The organism is Dolichospermum flos-aquae CCAP 1403/13F (assembly GCF_012516395.1).
GTDB lineage: Bacteria > Cyanobacteriota > Cyanobacteriia > Cyanobacteriales > Nostocaceae > Dolichospermum > Dolichospermum lemmermannii.
In genome coordinates this window covers 2,078,091-2,093,252 of the sequence record NZ_CP051206.1, presented here as the reverse complement: position 1 = coordinate 2,093,252, position 15,162 = coordinate 2,078,091, and the positions used below count along the sequence as shown (strand labels likewise).

Annotated in this window: 23 protein-coding genes; 19 read left to right on the top strand and 4 right to left on the bottom strand. The window is 39.6% G+C overall.

What is annotated here, in order from left to right; genetic code table 11:
• The first annotated feature begins 1 nt into the window (after position 1).
• The 9 genes from HGD76_RS10310 (at position 2) to HGD76_RS10270 (ending at position 6,515) form a co-directional block, all read left to right on the top strand.
• Positions 2-2,095 (top strand): NACHT domain-containing protein, encoded by a 2,094-nt coding sequence (locus HGD76_RS10310; protein WP_168695722.1) that lies wholly within the window; start codon positions 2-4, stop codon positions 2,093-2,095.
• Between the two features lie 190 nt (positions 2,096-2,285).
• On the top strand, positions 2,286-3,020 hold the full coding sequence (locus HGD76_RS10305; protein WP_168695721.1) for a peptidoglycan-binding protein: 735 nt from the start codon (positions 2,286-2,288) through the stop codon (positions 3,018-3,020).
• A 451-nt stretch (positions 3,021-3,471) separates the two neighbouring features.
• Entirely contained in the window at positions 3,472-3,690 is a 219-nt protein-coding gene (locus HGD76_RS10300; RefSeq protein ID WP_028089667.1) for a hypothetical protein, read from the top strand.
• Positions 3,683-4,105: an aspartyl protease family protein gene (locus tag HGD76_RS10295; RefSeq protein ID WP_168695720.1), complete on the top strand. Its 423-nt coding sequence runs from the start codon at positions 3,683-3,685 to the stop codon at positions 4,103-4,105. Before HGD76_RS10300 ends, HGD76_RS10295 begins: the two co-directional genes overlap by 8 nt.
• A gap of 53 nt (positions 4,106-4,158) precedes the next feature.
• On the top strand, positions 4,159-4,314 hold the full coding sequence (locus HGD76_RS10290; RefSeq protein ID WP_168695719.1) for a hypothetical protein: 156 nt from the start codon (positions 4,159-4,161) through the stop codon (positions 4,312-4,314).
• A 269-nt stretch (positions 4,315-4,583) separates the two neighbouring features.
• Positions 4,584-5,135 carry a DUF6036 family nucleotidyltransferase gene (locus HGD76_RS10285; protein ID WP_168695718.1) on the top strand — a complete coding sequence of 184 codons (552 nt, stop codon included), beginning with the start codon at positions 4,584-4,586 and terminating at the stop codon, positions 5,133-5,135.
• Positions 5,132-5,437 carry a hypothetical protein gene (locus HGD76_RS10280; RefSeq protein WP_168695717.1) on the top strand — a complete coding sequence of 102 codons (306 nt, stop codon included), beginning with the start codon at positions 5,132-5,134 and terminating at the stop codon, positions 5,435-5,437. Before HGD76_RS10285 ends, HGD76_RS10280 begins: the two co-directional genes overlap by 4 nt.
• A 414-nt stretch (positions 5,438-5,851) precedes the next feature.
• Complete coding sequence (locus HGD76_RS10275) at positions 5,852-6,142, top strand: hypothetical protein (protein WP_193899166.1); 291 nt, start codon at positions 5,852-5,854, stop codon at positions 6,140-6,142.
• Positions 6,132-6,515, top strand: coding sequence for a toxin-antitoxin system TumE family protein (locus tag HGD76_RS10270; protein ID WP_168695716.1), 384 nt, complete (start codon positions 6,132-6,134; stop codon positions 6,513-6,515). The genes HGD76_RS10275 and HGD76_RS10270 overlap by 11 nt, the downstream gene beginning before the upstream one ends.
• Before the next feature lie 319 nt (positions 6,516-6,834).
• Here HGD76_RS10270 and HGD76_RS10265 read toward each other — a convergent pair whose 3' ends face one another.
• A complete protein-coding gene (locus HGD76_RS10265; RefSeq protein ID WP_168695715.1) occupies positions 6,835-7,248 on the bottom strand; it encodes a hypothetical protein in 414 nt (137 codons plus the stop codon).
• A gap of 828 nt (positions 7,249-8,076) precedes the next feature.
• On the opposite strand from HGD76_RS10265, the gene HGD76_RS10255 reads away from it, so the two are divergent.
• Both HGD76_RS10255 and HGD76_RS10250 read left to right on the top strand, forming a co-directional pair.
• Entirely contained in the window at positions 8,077-8,277 is a 201-nt protein-coding gene (locus HGD76_RS10255) for a hypothetical protein (RefSeq protein WP_168695714.1), read from the top strand.
• The gene (locus HGD76_RS10250) at positions 8,277-8,537 is read left to right on the top strand and encodes a ParE family toxin-like protein (protein WP_015213912.1); all 261 of its coding nucleotides are present in this window, start codon (positions 8,277-8,279) and stop codon (positions 8,535-8,537) included. Before HGD76_RS10255 ends, HGD76_RS10250 begins: the two co-directional genes overlap by 1 nt.
• A gap of 58 nt (positions 8,538-8,595) precedes the next feature.
• Here the strand turns inward: HGD76_RS10250 and HGD76_RS25840 are convergent, their stop codons facing one another.
• Positions 8,596-8,724 (bottom strand): hypothetical protein, encoded by a 129-nt coding sequence (locus tag HGD76_RS25840; protein ID WP_267904354.1) that lies wholly within the window; start codon positions 8,722-8,724, stop codon positions 8,596-8,598.
• Between the two features lie 92 nt (positions 8,725-8,816).
• Between HGD76_RS25840 and HGD76_RS10245 the strand changes: the two genes are divergently transcribed.
• The 8 genes from HGD76_RS10245 (at position 8,817) to HGD76_RS10205 (ending at position 14,345) form a co-directional block, all read left to right on the top strand.
• The gene (locus tag HGD76_RS10245) at positions 8,817-9,041 is read left to right on the top strand and encodes a DUF433 domain-containing protein (RefSeq protein ID WP_168695713.1); all 225 of its coding nucleotides are present in this window, start codon (positions 8,817-8,819) and stop codon (positions 9,039-9,041) included.
• Positions 9,025-9,351 (top strand): DUF5615 family PIN-like protein, encoded by a 327-nt coding sequence (locus tag HGD76_RS10240; RefSeq protein WP_168695712.1) that lies wholly within the window; start codon positions 9,025-9,027, stop codon positions 9,349-9,351. Before HGD76_RS10245 ends, HGD76_RS10240 begins: the two co-directional genes overlap by 17 nt.
• Positions 9,352-9,893: 542 nt before the next feature.
• The gene (locus HGD76_RS10235; RefSeq protein WP_168695711.1) at positions 9,894-10,367 is read left to right on the top strand and encodes a type II toxin-antitoxin system VapC family toxin; all 474 of its coding nucleotides are present in this window, start codon (positions 9,894-9,896) and stop codon (positions 10,365-10,367) included.
• A 612-nt stretch (positions 10,368-10,979) separates the two neighbouring features.
• The gene (locus HGD76_RS10225) at positions 10,980-11,297 is read left to right on the top strand and encodes a hypothetical protein (RefSeq protein WP_015079366.1); all 318 of its coding nucleotides are present in this window, start codon (positions 10,980-10,982) and stop codon (positions 11,295-11,297) included.
• Entirely contained in the window at positions 11,294-11,641 is a 348-nt protein-coding gene (locus HGD76_RS10220; RefSeq protein ID WP_168695709.1) for a type II toxin-antitoxin system PemK/MazF family toxin, read from the top strand. The genes HGD76_RS10225 and HGD76_RS10220 overlap by 4 nt, the downstream gene beginning before the upstream one ends.
• A gap of 197 nt (positions 11,642-11,838) precedes the next feature.
• A complete protein-coding gene (locus HGD76_RS10215; RefSeq protein ID WP_325064840.1) occupies positions 11,839-12,075 on the top strand; it encodes an EcoRI family type II restriction endonuclease in 237 nt (78 codons plus the stop codon).
• Between the two features lie 15 nt (positions 12,076-12,090).
• Entirely contained in the window at positions 12,091-13,107 is a 1,017-nt protein-coding gene (locus HGD76_RS10210) for an adenine-specific methyltransferase EcoRI family protein (protein ID WP_168695708.1), read from the top strand.
• A 656-nt stretch (positions 13,108-13,763) separates the two neighbouring features.
• Entirely contained in the window at positions 13,764-14,345 is a 582-nt protein-coding gene (locus tag HGD76_RS10205) for a Uma2 family endonuclease (protein WP_168695707.1), read from the top strand.
• A 58-nt stretch (positions 14,346-14,403) separates the two neighbouring features.
• Here the strand turns inward: HGD76_RS10205 and HGD76_RS10200 are convergent, their stop codons facing one another.
• Both HGD76_RS10200 and HGD76_RS10195 read right to left on the bottom strand, forming a co-directional pair.
• Positions 14,404-14,823 (bottom strand): type II toxin-antitoxin system VapC family toxin, encoded by a 420-nt coding sequence (locus HGD76_RS10200; protein WP_168695706.1) that lies wholly within the window; start codon positions 14,821-14,823, stop codon positions 14,404-14,406.
• Entirely contained in the window at positions 14,820-15,104 is a 285-nt protein-coding gene (locus HGD76_RS10195; RefSeq protein ID WP_168695705.1) for a hypothetical protein, read from the bottom strand. Before HGD76_RS10195 ends, HGD76_RS10200 begins: the two co-directional genes overlap by 4 nt.
• Between the last annotated feature and the right edge of the window lie 58 nt (positions 15,105-15,162).

Here is a 15,162-nt window from a genome sequence, read left to right as displayed (position 1 = left end):
CATGACTGACGATAATTTTGTTAACATCTCTGGCGGTAATGTTCAGGGGTTTATCCAAGAAAATCATGGAACTGTCACTCAAAACTTCATTTACCAAGTATCTGAATGGATTAGTCCGCAATCATCCGGTACGGAACAGTCCTTAAATCAGGAGGAATATCGCCAGAGGACAGTTTTACTCAGTAAAGTCAAAGAATATTGGATTAAAGGGGTCTTAGAAAAGTCATTGCATACCAAGGCAATGATTGAACTTGGTTTGGAAAAGCGATCAGATGCAGTAGAGCGTCCGTTTAGTGGCTTCGAGGAACTACCAGAAGAGTCCAGACAAATTTTGCCCACAGGGACAGGCGCAACTGAGGTCTTCAATCAAATAGGAGAGGGACGAACGCTGTTGATTTTGGGAGAACCAGGGGCTGGTAAAACCATAACCCTCCTGAAACTGGCACAGAATTTGATTGCTCGTGCTGAAGGAGGTTTGAGTCGGCTGATTCCAGTGGTGTTTAACTTATCTTCTTGGGGGAATAAACGGCAAACGATTGCTGATTGGCTCGTACAAGAACTGTGGAGCAAATACCAAGTTCCCAAAGAAGTTGGTAAGGGCTGGGTTAAAAATCAAAAACTGCTACTGCTGCTGGATGGTCTAGACGAGGTAAAGGCAGATCGGCGGGAAGCCTGCGTCGAAGCTATCAACCAATTTACGCAAAAGCATGGGCAGACTGAGATGGTGGTCTGTAGTCGGATTGCAGACTATGAAGTTCTTTCTAACCGTCTGCAATTACGAGGCGCGATCTACATCCGCTCTCTGACTCCTGAGCAGGTTAACCAATATTTAGACACTGCTGGTGAACAATTAGGAGCAGTCAAAACTTTGCTGACTGAAGATACCACACTGCAAGAGCTAGCAAAGTCTCCTCTAACGCTTAGTATCATGACTCTGGCTTATCAAGGCAAAAGGGTGGAAGAACTACGTCAAACAGGTTCGGTGGAAGCACGTCGTGAACACCTGTTTAATTCTTATATTGAACGGATGTTCAAGCGAAAGGGAGTTAATCAGCAATACCCGAAAGATCAGGCAATACACTGGCTAACTTGGCTGGCACAACGGATGTCTCAAGCTTCTCAATCTGTCTTTTTAATTGAGCAAATGCAGCCGACTTGGTTGCAGACAAAGGCTCAGGATAGACTTTATCGATTTGGAAGTATGCTGGTTGGAGGACTTCTTATAGTTTTGATATTGTGGCCAATTTATGCATGTGATCCACTTCGGCAGTATGGTTCTAGTGCTTGGGCTAAAATTATGGATAGCCCATTTAAAGGTGAGTTGTTTCCTAATGCTTTGAGGTTGGGGCTAGTTTTAGGACTAATTTTCGGATGGGGTAAAGCAGAAATTAAAACATTTGAGACTCTGACATGGCCTTGGAAAAAAACATGGAAGGATTTGTTTAGTGGACTACTTTCTGGACTGAAGTTGGGTCTGATATTTTCGTTAATTTTGTCACCAATATATGGACTTTTGATAAGTTCTCGTGTCTCGCCTTTTGATGTGGGTACAGTGTTTGCAAACTATGGAACGGATTTACCGGGATTGAAGTGGGGGATAGGGTATGGACTGAGTTTGGGGATGAGTTTGGGGCTGACTTTGGGGCTGATTAATGCTCTCAAAGGCTCTGAAATAGAAGCTAAAACTATTCCCAACCAGGGCATTTGGAGATCAGCTATGAATGTTGGAGTTACCGGGTTTATCAACTGGCTAATTTTTGTTCCAATTTATTGGTTTTATACACGGTTGATTATTATTGTTTATAAGGAGTGGATTTTCAAGATATCGGCTTGGGGGGAAAGCTCGCTGGTCGATTTAATAACTCCTGGGCTGAGATGGGGATTGATGTTGGGGTTAATTTTTGGTGGTGGACTAGCCTGCATCAGACATTTTACCTTGCGTCTCATCCTTCACCGCAACAATTATATCCCTTGGAACTATGCCCGCTTCCTTGATTACGCCAGCGATCGCATTTTTCTGCAAAAAGTTGGTGGCGGTTATATCTTCGTCCATCGGATGCTGCTGGAACATTTTGCTCGGATGAATGGAATGTAACGCACCTTATTACGTTTTCATCTGGAGAATGAAAGGTTAAGGTTGGAAGTGGAAAAGTTAAAATTTTTGGAAAGTAAAAATGTAGCGGATTGGGAACAGGTTTATCACCACGGTTAAAAACATCGATTTGGGTAGTTATCTAGAGATTTTCTGTATAATACGTAGATATTGAAGATAACTGAAAATAATTATGACTACAGCCAAAAAGGTTCTTAGCATCGCTGCGTCCCAGTTAGGGATATCCGAGAGTCCAACCGGTACTAACCGTGTTAAGTACAATGAATGGTATGGGATAAATGGTATTCCTTGGTGTGCTACCTTCGTCAGTTGGGTGCTTGATAAAGCTGGATTAACTGAGCTTCGGGGGGTGCAAAACGAACGCGGCTCTGCCTATTGTCCGTATATTGAGGAGTATTATCGCCAGCAAGGACGCTGGCAAAGTGTGCCTCAAGTTGGGGCAATCGTTTTGTTTGATTGGGGTGGCGATGGGGTATCCGATCACATTGGTTTTGTGGAACGAGTGATAAATCTAAGAGAAGTAATTACCATCGAAGGCAATACCTCGGTTATCGACAACAGCAATGGCGGACAAGTTCAACGCCGATCACGCTCTTCATCTCAGATCCGTGGCTACGGAATACCTCTCTATCAAGGTGAGAATGGCCCATTGGATTTGAACGAGCTGTCTTATGAGGAACTTGGGGAACCTCAACTTTATCTCACCTCACCAATGATCAATGGAGTGATTGTTAAGCACGTTCAAAAACGCTTGCTTCAGTTGGGTTATTCAGTTGGAGTAGATGGTTCTGACGGTTTTTATGGAAGCGATACTGAAGCGGCAGTGAAGCTTTTCCAAAAAGCAAAAGGGTTAGAAGTTGACGGCTGGGTTGGTCGCAATACCTGGACGGCTCTTTTTAAGGTCTAACCCTTGAGGGGGCGACAAAGAAGCTAAAGAGGTTGCTGGATAAGTGCGATAGCGAAGCGCTGCTGCAAGCAGTTCGCCGATTCTGTAGGGTGCGTTAATGGAATCTCAATAATTTCACCGTTAAACATCTTTGAGAAAAGCGATTCCTACGGAGCGCAACGCTATCGCTCAAAATCCATTATCTTGTGCTTCCTGAACTGCGATCACTAATATTGGGTTAGTGCGATCGCTCAAAATCAATTGTCTTGTGCTTCCTTAACTGTGATTAACTGCGATCGCTAATATTCGGTTAGTGCGATCGCTCAAAATCCATTGTCTTGTGATTCTTTAACTGTGATTAAATGCGATCTTATGGGTAAGCGATCGCTAATGTTGGGTTAATGCGATCGCTAAGTTAAAATGAGAGAGCTATCGCATCCTTTCACCAAACCTCAGACGAGGAGATTCTCAAATGCCATTGGTTGAACTCATGTCACAAATCCAGACACTGCCCAAAATTGATAAGCTTCGGCTGATGCAGTTTCTCGCCACAGAACTGGTAAAAGAAGAAGATGCAAACTTCTTTGTTGCAAATCAAGAGTATCCGGTCTGGTCGCCCTACAATTGCTCTGAGGCTGCCAATATTTTGATGAATCTTCTGGCTACAAAGGAACAAGAAAAGAATGGTTGACGCTCAAAGATTTCCCTACAAAATTATTGACAGTAGCCTGGGTATGGTGGATAGAATGCCCCATCTGCCTTTGACCCTCGGTTATCACGGTCATTCCTTGAAGGTTGAAGGCTTATTGGACACAGGCGCAAGTGTGAATGTTTTGCCCTACGAAATAGGAAAGCAACTAGGTTTTATCTGGGAGAATGAGACACTCTCGGTTATATTGGCAGGAAATTTGGCTCAATTTGAAGCTCGCGCAGTTGTTGTTGATGCTCAAGTTGGTTCATTCCCAACTATTAACCCGGCATTTGCCTGGACACAAGCAACCAACGTGCCTTTGATCTTAGGACAGGCTAATTTCTTCTTTGAGTTTGATGTCTGCTTCTTCCGTGCGCGTTCTGAGTTTGAAATTCGCCCCAAGCGGGTTGGCTAAAACTGGAGATTAACTGCGATAGCGAAGCGCTCGTAGGAATCGCACAAAATCCATTGTCTTGTACTTCCTTAACTGCGATTAATGCGATCGCTAGTTCTGATTTAAGTGCGATCGCTCAAAATCCATTGTCTTGTGCTTCTTTAACTGTGATTAATTGCGATCTCATGGGTAAGCGATCGCTCAATTTCCATTATCTTGTGATTCTTTAACTGCGATTAAGTGCGATCTTATGGGTTAGTGCGATCTCATGGGTAAGCGATCGCTCAAAATCCATTATCTTGTGCTTCCTGAACTGCGATCACTAATATTGGGTTAATGCGATCGCTTAAAATCCATTGTCTTGTGCTTCCTTAACTGTGATTAACTGCGATCTTATGGGTAAGTGCGATCTCATGGGTAAGCGATCGCTTAAAATCCATTTTTTTGTGCTTCCTTAACTGCGATCGCTCAATATCCAAACAAATAAATCAATAAAAATATGCGTGCAAACATTGACACTCAGAAGTTAGAACGTCTGATGCAAGTTTTAGGTAGAGAAGCCCAGGGTTCAGGCTGTATCTACTTTACAGGAGGAGCTAGTGCGCTACTAATTGGATGGCGCAACTCCACAGTTGATGTTGATATTCGTTTAGATCCTGAACCGCCAGGTATTTTTCAGGCTATTGCCAAACTCAAACAAGAATTAAACATTAATATCGAATTAGCATCTCCCCAGGACTTCTTACCACCTCTTCCAGGATGGCGTGATAGAAGCGTATTCATTGGCAAACAAGGTCAAATTTCGTTTTATCACTATGATTTTACTGCCCAAGCTCTTGCTAAACTATCCAGGGGATTTGACCGTGATATTAAAGATATTGAAGCCATGTACAAACAGAAATTATTCTCTTTGAATGATTTACGGAATAGTTTTGAAGCAATTACACCGGAAATAATCAGATTTCCCTCTCTAAACCCTGATATCCTTAGAAGTAGAATTGAAAAATTTATTGAACGTTGTGAAAATAACCTGGAGGAAAATCAATCATGAATCTTAATGAATTACCTGGTGCAGAAACAATATTACCTGGACTTAATGATCTTCACAATGGTGAATCTAATACAATAGGAGCATTATTAATTGCAATTGCCTCAACACGGTTATCTCAAGCCGGTTTAGATATCCCTAAAGATCACCTAGCACCAGAACCAGAGTTAACTTTATATGCTAATCTCCAAGATAGACGAGAGGATGCTTACAGTTACTATAATGCTTTGCTTAATCAACTAAATAGTTTTTGCAATGCTCTTGAATTAAGTTATAAATATAAACCCTCTAAATTTATTGTTTAACATCTTTGAGAAAAGCGATTCCTAGGTCGCGCTTCGCTATCGCTCAAAATCCATTGTCTTGTGCTTTCTTAACTGTGATTAACTGCGATCTCATGGGTAAGCGATTCCTAGGTCGCGCTTCGCTATCGCTAAATATTCATTATCTTGTGCTTCATTAACTGTGATTAACTGCGATCTTATGCGTAAGTGCGATTCCTAGGTCGCGCTTCGCTATCGCTCAAAATCCATTGTCTTGTGATTCTTTAACTGTGATTAACTGCGATCTCATGGGTAAGCGATAGCGCTGCTGCAAGCAGATCGCCGATCTTGTATTTACGGTCTTGATTATCAAGTGATAGAATAAAAAAAGGAATAACAACTACTCACCCCAAGAACATCTTTTAGACTGTACAGTATCATAAGAGAGAAAAAATAATGGCTGAACTCAAACTAAGATCAAAAGATCCAGATTCCCTCAGACGAATTATTGAAAGTGCTTTATCAGAAAGATTACAAAGTGTAATAGCAGGAATAAAAAGAACAGAAGAACGAATTATAGAATTGGAAACCAAGTATCAATTATCAACAAAGGAATTTATAAACCGTTTTAATAATGATGAATTATCCCATAATTTTGATTTCGATGAATGGATTGGCGAATCTCGAATGTTGACACATTTACAACAAATGAAAGAGTCTATAGAGGAGATTGATTTTGTTAATTGAAGATTATTTTCAACAGATTCAGCTTTTAGTTGAATCTTCAGAAATTGTCAAAATATTCAAGATTGAAAGTGAAAAAAGAGGAATATATGAAGGCTTGATCAGAGGAAAAATTGATTTTGAAGATAATTCTTTGCTGCATTTACGAGAATTTGTCTATGTTGAAATCTCCATAGATCGAAAAATGTATAGTTATCAATATATGAATTCAGAAAATAAACTAATTTTTCGTTATGACAATACTGAACATCATCGAAAATTAAATCTCCCTACTTTTCCTCATCATAAACATGATGGAAGTGAGGATAATGTGATTAAATCAGATGCTCCTTTTTTAAATGAGGTACTCAATGAGGTTAAAAAAATATTAGGATAGTGCGATAGTGAATAGTGAAGCGCGACATAGGAATCGCTCAATATCCATTTCCTTGTGCTTCCTTAACTGGGATTAACTGCGATAGCGAAGCGCTGACTTGTGAGTTCGCTAATATTGGGGAAATGCGATAGCGAAGCGCGACCTAGGAATCGCTCAAAATCCATTGTCTTGTGCTTCCTTGACTGGGATTAACTGCGATCTCATGGGTAAGCGATAGCGAAGCGCTGCTGCAAGCAGTTCGCTCGTGCTAAAGTAGTTCTCAAGTTAATTCAAGATTGTGATGAGCCTGAGAAAGATGTTGAAACAATTCTTAATAAAACTACCTTTGACTAATCTCGAATACCAAGTCATATCTGTAAAAACACACATCAAACGCAAGAAAAAAGTTCATGTGTCCTAGTATTAACGGTGCATACTTATCTTGTGTCCAAGCAAAAGCCAAATCCACAGCAGGGAATTGTTCAACAGTGGCTTTCACAACTAATGCACGAGCTTCAAATCTAGCTAAATTACCGCCTAATGGCAAAGACAACCTTTGATTCTCCCAGACTGCGCCTAATGCTAATCCCATTTCATAAGGCAAGACATTAACGCTAGAGCCAGTATCCAACAGACCCGAAACGTTCAAAGACTGATTTTGATACGTTAATTTCAGTGGTAAATAAGGAAGTGTACTTAATGCTCCAAGACTGGGATCTACCTCAGTGAAGGCAAATCTTACTTTATTAACCATGAGTCAATTCTTGTGTCTCTTTTAATGCTTGAGCTAAAATGGCAGCAGCCTCAAAAGAGTCATGTAAACCTTGTCTATGGACATCATCTTGAATAGACATCGGTACAATACCAGACTCCCTGAGCAACTCGGCTACAAGAAAATTAAGTAATAAAAGCTTATCGGAGTGAGATAATTGCCTAAGTATAGGAGCGAACTGAGTGGTTGTTAGCATAAGTTCAACGACAGATACAGATTCTAGTTTTTTGCACTCTGTCTCAGTCTAACACCATCTTCGGGGCAAATTTTCTTGTGCTTCCTTAACTGTTATTAACTGCGATCTCTAATATTGGGTTAGTGCGATCGCTGATATTGGGGAAATGCGATAGCGAAGCGCTCCGTAGGAATCGCTCAACTTCCTTTTCTTGTGCTTCCTTCACTGTGATTAACTGCGATAGCGAAGCGCTGACTTGTCAGTTCGCTAATATTGGGGAAATGCGATCGCTTCCTTAATTGGGATTAACTGCGATAGCGTAAGCGCTGACTTGTCAGTTCGCTCATATTGGGTTAGTGCGATAGCGAAGCACTCCGCAGGAATCGCTCAATTTCCATATTCTTGTGCTTCGTTAACTGCGATTAACTGCGATAGCGTAAGCGCTGACTTGTCAGTTCGCTGATATTGAGTTAATGCGATAGCGAAGCGCTCCGTAGGAATCGCTCAATATCCAAACAAATCAATAATAAAGATGTGTGCAGAGTGTGTTTTATATTCAGTGGCAGGGTAAAAATTAGAATTGCTCCTCTATGCAAAGCTATAATGTGATTGAAGTCAAAAAACTATAATCAGATATGTCAACCATTGAACAAATTGAAGCAGCTATTCTAACGCTTCCACCAGAACAATTCCAGCGACTTCGGCAATGGATCTTAGACGTAGACTACCAACATTGGGACGAGCAGCTAGAACAAGACATCGCAGACAGCAAACTGGAGGCTTTAGCAGAAGAAGCGATCGCTGAGTTTAAAGCGGGACATTGCCGAGAACTCTGATGCACTACACAACGCGAAGATTTTGGAAGTGCTATGACGATTTGCCCCCTCAAGTTCAGGAAACAGCAGATCAGTGTTACGAACTTTTGAAAGCTGATCCATCTCATCCATCATTACACTTCAAGAAGATTGGTAAAAAATACTGGTCAGTTCGAGCAGGATTAGACTATCGGGCTTTAGGAGTTGAGGTAGAAAGCGGTATTTCTTGGTTTTGGATAGGAACTCACGCAGAATATGACAAGCTCATTGGTAAGCTTTAACCAGCAGTCCAGCCGATCTTGTAGGGTGCGTTAATAGAATGTAAAGCACCTTATAACTTCACCGTTGAACATCTTTGAGAAATCCGGGTATCGGACAAAATCCATTATCTTGTGCTTCCTTAACTGTGATTAACTGCGATTTCATGGGTAAGCGATAGCGAAGCGCTGCTGCAAGCAGTTCGCTCAACTTCCTTTTTTGTACTTCCTTGATCGTGATTGAAATTGAGGATACAGATATAATTAGAATTTAGAACGCACAGTTATTTAACTGAATTTGTTATGGCATTAACATCACGTATTATTCATAGCGACCCTGATATTCTAGGGGGAATACCTGTTTTTGTGGGAACTCGTGTACCAATAAAAACCCTGCTTGATTACCTTGAGGCTGGGGATTCATTAGAGGTATTTCTAGACCACTTCCCTAGTGTCACACATAAACAGGCGATCGCGGCTCTTGAATTAGCAAAGGAAATGCTGACAGCTTATGCGAATCCTGCTTGATGAATGCGCTCCACGTCCCTTAAAGCGTCAACTTGCGGAATATGACATAAAAACAGTTGTTGAGATGGGATGGTCAGGAAAAAAGAACGGTGAATTGCTGCGACTTATGAATCAAGAGGGCTTCACGATTCTGCTCACTACAGATCAAAATTTACGCTATCAGCAAAACTTACAGCAAGCGGTCGTGGCAGTTGTTGTTCTTGTAGCGCAGAGTAATAAACTTGCTGATTTACTTCCTTTGTTGCCAGATGCTCGTAAAGTTTTAAATACAATTGTTCCGGGAGCAGTAATTGAGGTTGGTGGTTTGTGATAGCAAGATTGCTCAAAATCCATTGTCTTGTGCTTCCTTAACTGTGATTAATTGCGATAGCGAAGCGCGACCTAGGAATCGCTCAAAATCCATTATCTTGTACTTCCTTAACTGGGATTAACTGCGATAGCGTAAGCGCTGACTTGTCAGTTCGCTAATATTGGGGAAATGCGATCGCTTCCTTAACTGGGATCTCTAATGTTGGGTTAGTGCGATAGCGAAGCGCTCCGCAGGAATCGCTCAAAATCCATTGTCTTGTGATTCTTTAACTGTGATTAAATGCGATAGCGTAAGCGCTGACTTGTCAGTTCGCTAATATTGGGGAAATGCGATAGCGAAGCGCTCCGTAGGAATCGCTCAAAATCTATTTTCTTGTGATTCTTTAACTGTGATTAACTTCCTTAACTGTGATTAAGTGCGATCTCATGGGTAAGCGATAGCGAAGCGCTGCTGCAAGCAGTTCGCCGATCCTGTAGGGTGCGTTAATAAAATGTAACGCACCTAATATAAGCTAGAATGAAGCAGCTTACAATCTACTGTCTATGAGTGAAACTGTCTATATTGAAACCAGCATCTTAGGATATCTCACAGCTAGATCAACAAAAAACCTGATTCTGGCTGCAAATATGGAGATCACAAAAGACTGGTGGGAATCTCGTCGAAGCGCCTTCACTCTTTATACTTCAGAGGCAGTATTAGACGAAGTGGCACAGGGCGATGCTGCGATCGCCGCTCAACGACTAGAGATTCTACGTGATTTTCCCTTATTGACATTGAATCAAGCTGTACAAGGTTTAGCCGCACAATTCCTGACTCGAAGCAATCTGCCTCCAAAAGCAAAAGTTGATGCAATCCACATTGCCGCCGCAACCGTCCACGGCATGGATTATCTGCTAACATGGAATTGTAAGCATATTGCTAATGCTCAAATCCAGGGAAAGTTGGCGGAGATTAGTCTCGATTTTGGCTATGTTCTGCCTATCCTTTGCACACCCAACGAACTCATGGGAGATTAGGTCATGTGGACAGATGAAATTGTCGAAGAGATCCACCGAATCCGTGAAGAGTATGCTAAGTCCTTCAACTACGATTTGGACGCAATTTTTGCAGATCTACGCAAAAAGGAAGCAGAAAGCGGCAGAGAGGTCGTGAACTTGTTGCGAAAGCCTGGTCTAAGAACACGTTGGAGCGGACGAGCGAGAGATATGGGTGGTGATACAAAGGACACTAGCCGCCGCTCAACTTAGTGCGATAGCGTTCGCGAAGCGTCCCGGAGGGAACTAGCGCGACCTAGGAATCGCTCAAAATCCATTATCTTGTGTTGTCTTAACTGGATTAATTGCGATAGCGTAAGCGCTGACTTGTCAGTTCGCTAATATTGAGTTAGTGCGATTCCTACGGAGCGCTTCGCTATCACTCAAAATCCATTGTCTTGTGCTTCCTTAACTGGGATTAACTGGGATAGCGTAAGCGTTGACTTGTCAGTTCGCTAATATTGAGTTAGTGCGATAGCGAAGCGCCCCGCAGGAATCGCTCAAAATCCATTTTCTTGATCAACCAGGAGGAAATTTAACTTAAATAGAAATATGGGGACTTGATTAACTGATGTAAAAAACAAAGGAGGCTTTATGAAAGCTGTTGAGTTAGTAGGGACAGTAAACACAAATGGGCAGATTAATTTAGACCAAGCATTAACATTTCCTTACGGCAGTCGTGTTAAGGTTATTGTCTTATTACCTGAGTTGATTGATCAGGTAGACGGTGATCAGGAGATATTCCAACCAATAAGCCTAAACGACCCTAAACTAATTAATACATTAAAAATGCGGACTTTGATTGAGACAAGCTTAACTGATATGGCAAATGATCCAGAGATCCAAAGAGAGATAGGTCTAATTAATGCTGAGTTTGAAATCTCTGAACTGGATGGAATAGAAAGGTTATGAGCGTTCAGCGATCTGAAATTTACTTCGTCAATCTTAATCCAGTTCAAGGTAGAGAACAAGCAGGAGAGCGTCCTGTTTTAGTGCTTTCTGTAGATGCTATTAATCAATTACCATTAGTTGTTACAGTAGTTGTTGGTACAAAAGGAACAAATATCACCAAAAACTACCCAACAAATGTGAGGTGTTTACCTGAAGAAACTGGATTATTAATCGAGACAGTATTTCTATGCTTTCAAATTCGTTCACTTGATTTAAAGCGTTTTCCTAGCCAGCCTTCTGGCAAACTCTCAGATGCTAAAATGCAGGACATAGAAACCGTAGTTCGCTATTGTTTGGGACTTTAGTCTCGTTTCAACAGCAGTCTGTGAAGTACGGTCTAACGGGGCTGTTAAACATCCAATATCCATTATCTTGTGCTTCCTTAACTATTATTAAATGCGATAGCGAAGCGCTGACTTGTCAGTTCGCTAATATTTGGTTAATGCGATAGCGAAGCGCTCCGCAGGAATCGCTTAAAATCCATTATCTTGTGCTTCCTTAACTGCGATTAACTGCGATCTCTGCAAATTATGGAATGCCAATTAACACTAATTTGTGTAAAAATAAATTTGTTAAGCATCATGATAAAACAATTATGCTTCAAGCAGCTTCAATTTATACACAAGGAAATGGAGAAAAATGGGATGAAAAAAAAATGTTTGATATTATGATTGAAGTGTCTAAGTCCTCTCTTAAGGCATTAGGTAGTGAAATATTTAACCAAATTACCAATAACTAATAATACGGGTTGATAATGGCAAGAAAAGTACAGCACTCTTTGTTGAAAAAAGCAAAACAAAACAAAAATGACGAGTTTTATACACAGCTTTCAGATATAGAAAATGAGTTAAAACATTATAAAAGTCATTTTAAAAATAAAGTAGTTTTTTGTAATTGCGATGATGCTCGGATTAGCAATTTTTTTAATTACTTCGCATCAAATTTCGCAGAATTGGGTATTAAAAAATTAATAACAGCTTGTTATAGAAAACAAGAAAGGGATTTGTTTAATACCGAAGAAGTTGAAAATGGTTTTTTCTTTGAATATACAGGTGTAGAGGGAGGAAGAATTAAACCAAGTTCAACTGACATCGTTCATTTTAAAGGTGATGGCGATTTTCGTAGTGCTGAAAGTATCGAACTATTAAAGCAATCCGATATTGTTGTTACTAATCCTCCATTTTCATTATTTAGGGAGTATGTGGCTCAATTAATTAAATACGATAAAAAATTCTTAATAATTGGCAATATTAATGCTATCACCTATAAAGAAATATTTAAGTTAATTAAGGAAAAAAAGGCGTGGTTAGGAATAAACCTTGGTAGAGGTATTCCAGGTTTTATTGTCCCCGAATACTATGAACTCTATGGCACAGAGACTAGGATTGATAGCTCTGGAAATAGAATAGTTTCTCCAAACAATTGTCTATGGTTAACTAATTTAGACACTTTTAAACGACACGAATATATTACTCTCACAAAGAGATATTTTGGAAACGAAATTGAATACCCCCATTATGACAACTATGATGGTATTAATGTGAATAAAACACAAGACATACCATTAGACTACAAAGGATTTATGGGTGTACCCATAACATTTCTACATAAATTCAATCCCGATCAGTTTGAAATAATTAAATTCAGAAAAGGGAATGATGAAAAAGATTTGTCAATAAATGGAAAATGTCCATATTTTAGGATTCTAATCAAGAATAAACGAATATTGACTGAATTATCTAACAATAGAGGAATACCACAAGTGCGATAGCGAAGTGCTGCTGCAAGCAGTTCGCCGATCCTGTAGGATGCGTTAATGGAATGTAACGCACCTTATTACATTTTGATCCTTGAGAAAAGCGATTCCTACGGAGCGCTTCGCTATCAGTCAAATAGCTACCATCTAATGGTGTTCCAATGTCAAAGTTGGTGATAATATATAGGGCTTAATTCGTAGTGAAGATAGCACAGATTCGTTGAAACAGGGAATTATGAATCAAGTTATAACTTACAAAATTTCAGCTTATTGATAAGTAAAAATAATAGTGCGATCGCTACTCTTTTATAATATCATTAAAGCCAAGAAAAATAAGATTCCTTTAATAAGGTAAGTTGCTATAGGAATCCGGTTTGATTGTTGTTCATTATACTGAGACTCAATCGTTGATTCGATGGGGTTTACGGTTTACAGCTTGTTCAAAAATCAAATAGTAGCCCTATAGTTAGGTACATTGTCAGAATCAGGATGTCCAGGATTAAAGGATGAACAGGATGAAATCTCTGTTTTCATCACCAATTACCAATTACCAGCCTCAATTAGATAACTAGCAACTTGAGTTAATATGTGTGTTTTAATTGCTTGCCTATCTCTGTTTTTATATGATATCATGTTGAACAAAATTCAATCTCTAAATTTGGGTTTAAATTATGATAACTACACTCATTGAACGAGAATCAGAACCAATTTTAATTAGTGACTTAACCTGGAGAGAATTTAAAGCTGTTGAACAGCTAATTGATCGCCCAGGGTTAAGGTTATCCTTTTTAGATGGAGTCTTGGAGATTCGGAAAATGCCAGAGAAAAAACACGAAACTATCAAAGAACGTATTGGGGCTTTACTAGAAATTTATTTAGAATTTTTGGAATTAGATTTTACTCCTACTGGTTCTGTTACTCTAGAAAATGAATTTGAAAAGGTTAAAAAAGAAGGTGATAAATCCTATGAATTGGGAGCAAATAGAAAACAACCTGATTTAGTGATTGAGGTGGTTGTTAGTAGTGAAGGAATTAATAAACTGGAAGCATATAAACGGTTACAGATTCCTGAAGTTTGGTTTTGGATGAATGATAAATTATTGTTTTATAGTTTAGGAAATGATGGGTATGAAGATGTTAGTAAGTCGCAACTTTTACCGAATTTAGATGTAGATTTATTGATGGGTTGTATTAATATGGAAAATCATGCTCAAGCGCTGCGAGAATTTCGAGGAGGGATAAAAATTACATAACTATTTGTAATAATTCCTCATCCTCAAAGAAGTTAAAGATAATTCTACAATCATAATTTTATAAAGAGTTTGTTAGTTCCTCAATTAATTGTTCAGGAGTGATAATTCGCGGTGTCACGACAGGGAAATCTTGAGGATTACGGGTAATAATCCCATCTAATTGATTGACTACCGCAGTGGAGTATTGAATAGCATCTTCAAAATCCTTAAAATTGGTTGTGAAAGCCATTGTAATTACAGTCTGATTTACCGTAGCAATTTGACAGAAGGTAAGTATTTCCTGCAAAAATTCAATAGTTAAATTTCGACCTTTTTGTTTACGGATAATATAGTAAAGGTCACTAATAGTTGACGCTGAAATGTAGCCTTCTATTTGCCTTTTTTCAACAAATGCTAAAACTGTTTCGCTATTAGTGACATAAGGCTGTCGTTCTAGGGCAATATCTATAATTATGTTGGTATCAAGCAAGACTTTCACAGGTTATGTTTCTCCTTTAAATATTCCCATTTAGCTTGATCTGGATCAAAATCAGGAGGTGCTGGTTGGGTTTTTTCAAACCAGTTTTGCAAAGCCTTGATTTTACTTTGTCTTCTGGGTGTTTCTGGCACTGGTTCACTGGTTAGGGCTGTGGTATTATCAAGGATATCCGTAGCTGGCCAGACTATTACTTCCACATTTCCGGGGGGTAAGTTCACGGGTTCGGTAATCAGCAAGTTACCAGATTGATCAATTTTTCCTTTGAGTTTGTATGCTTGCATGATATTTTTTATTTTTTATAAGACTCTGTTTCTATATTATCTTGCATTGAGCAAAATT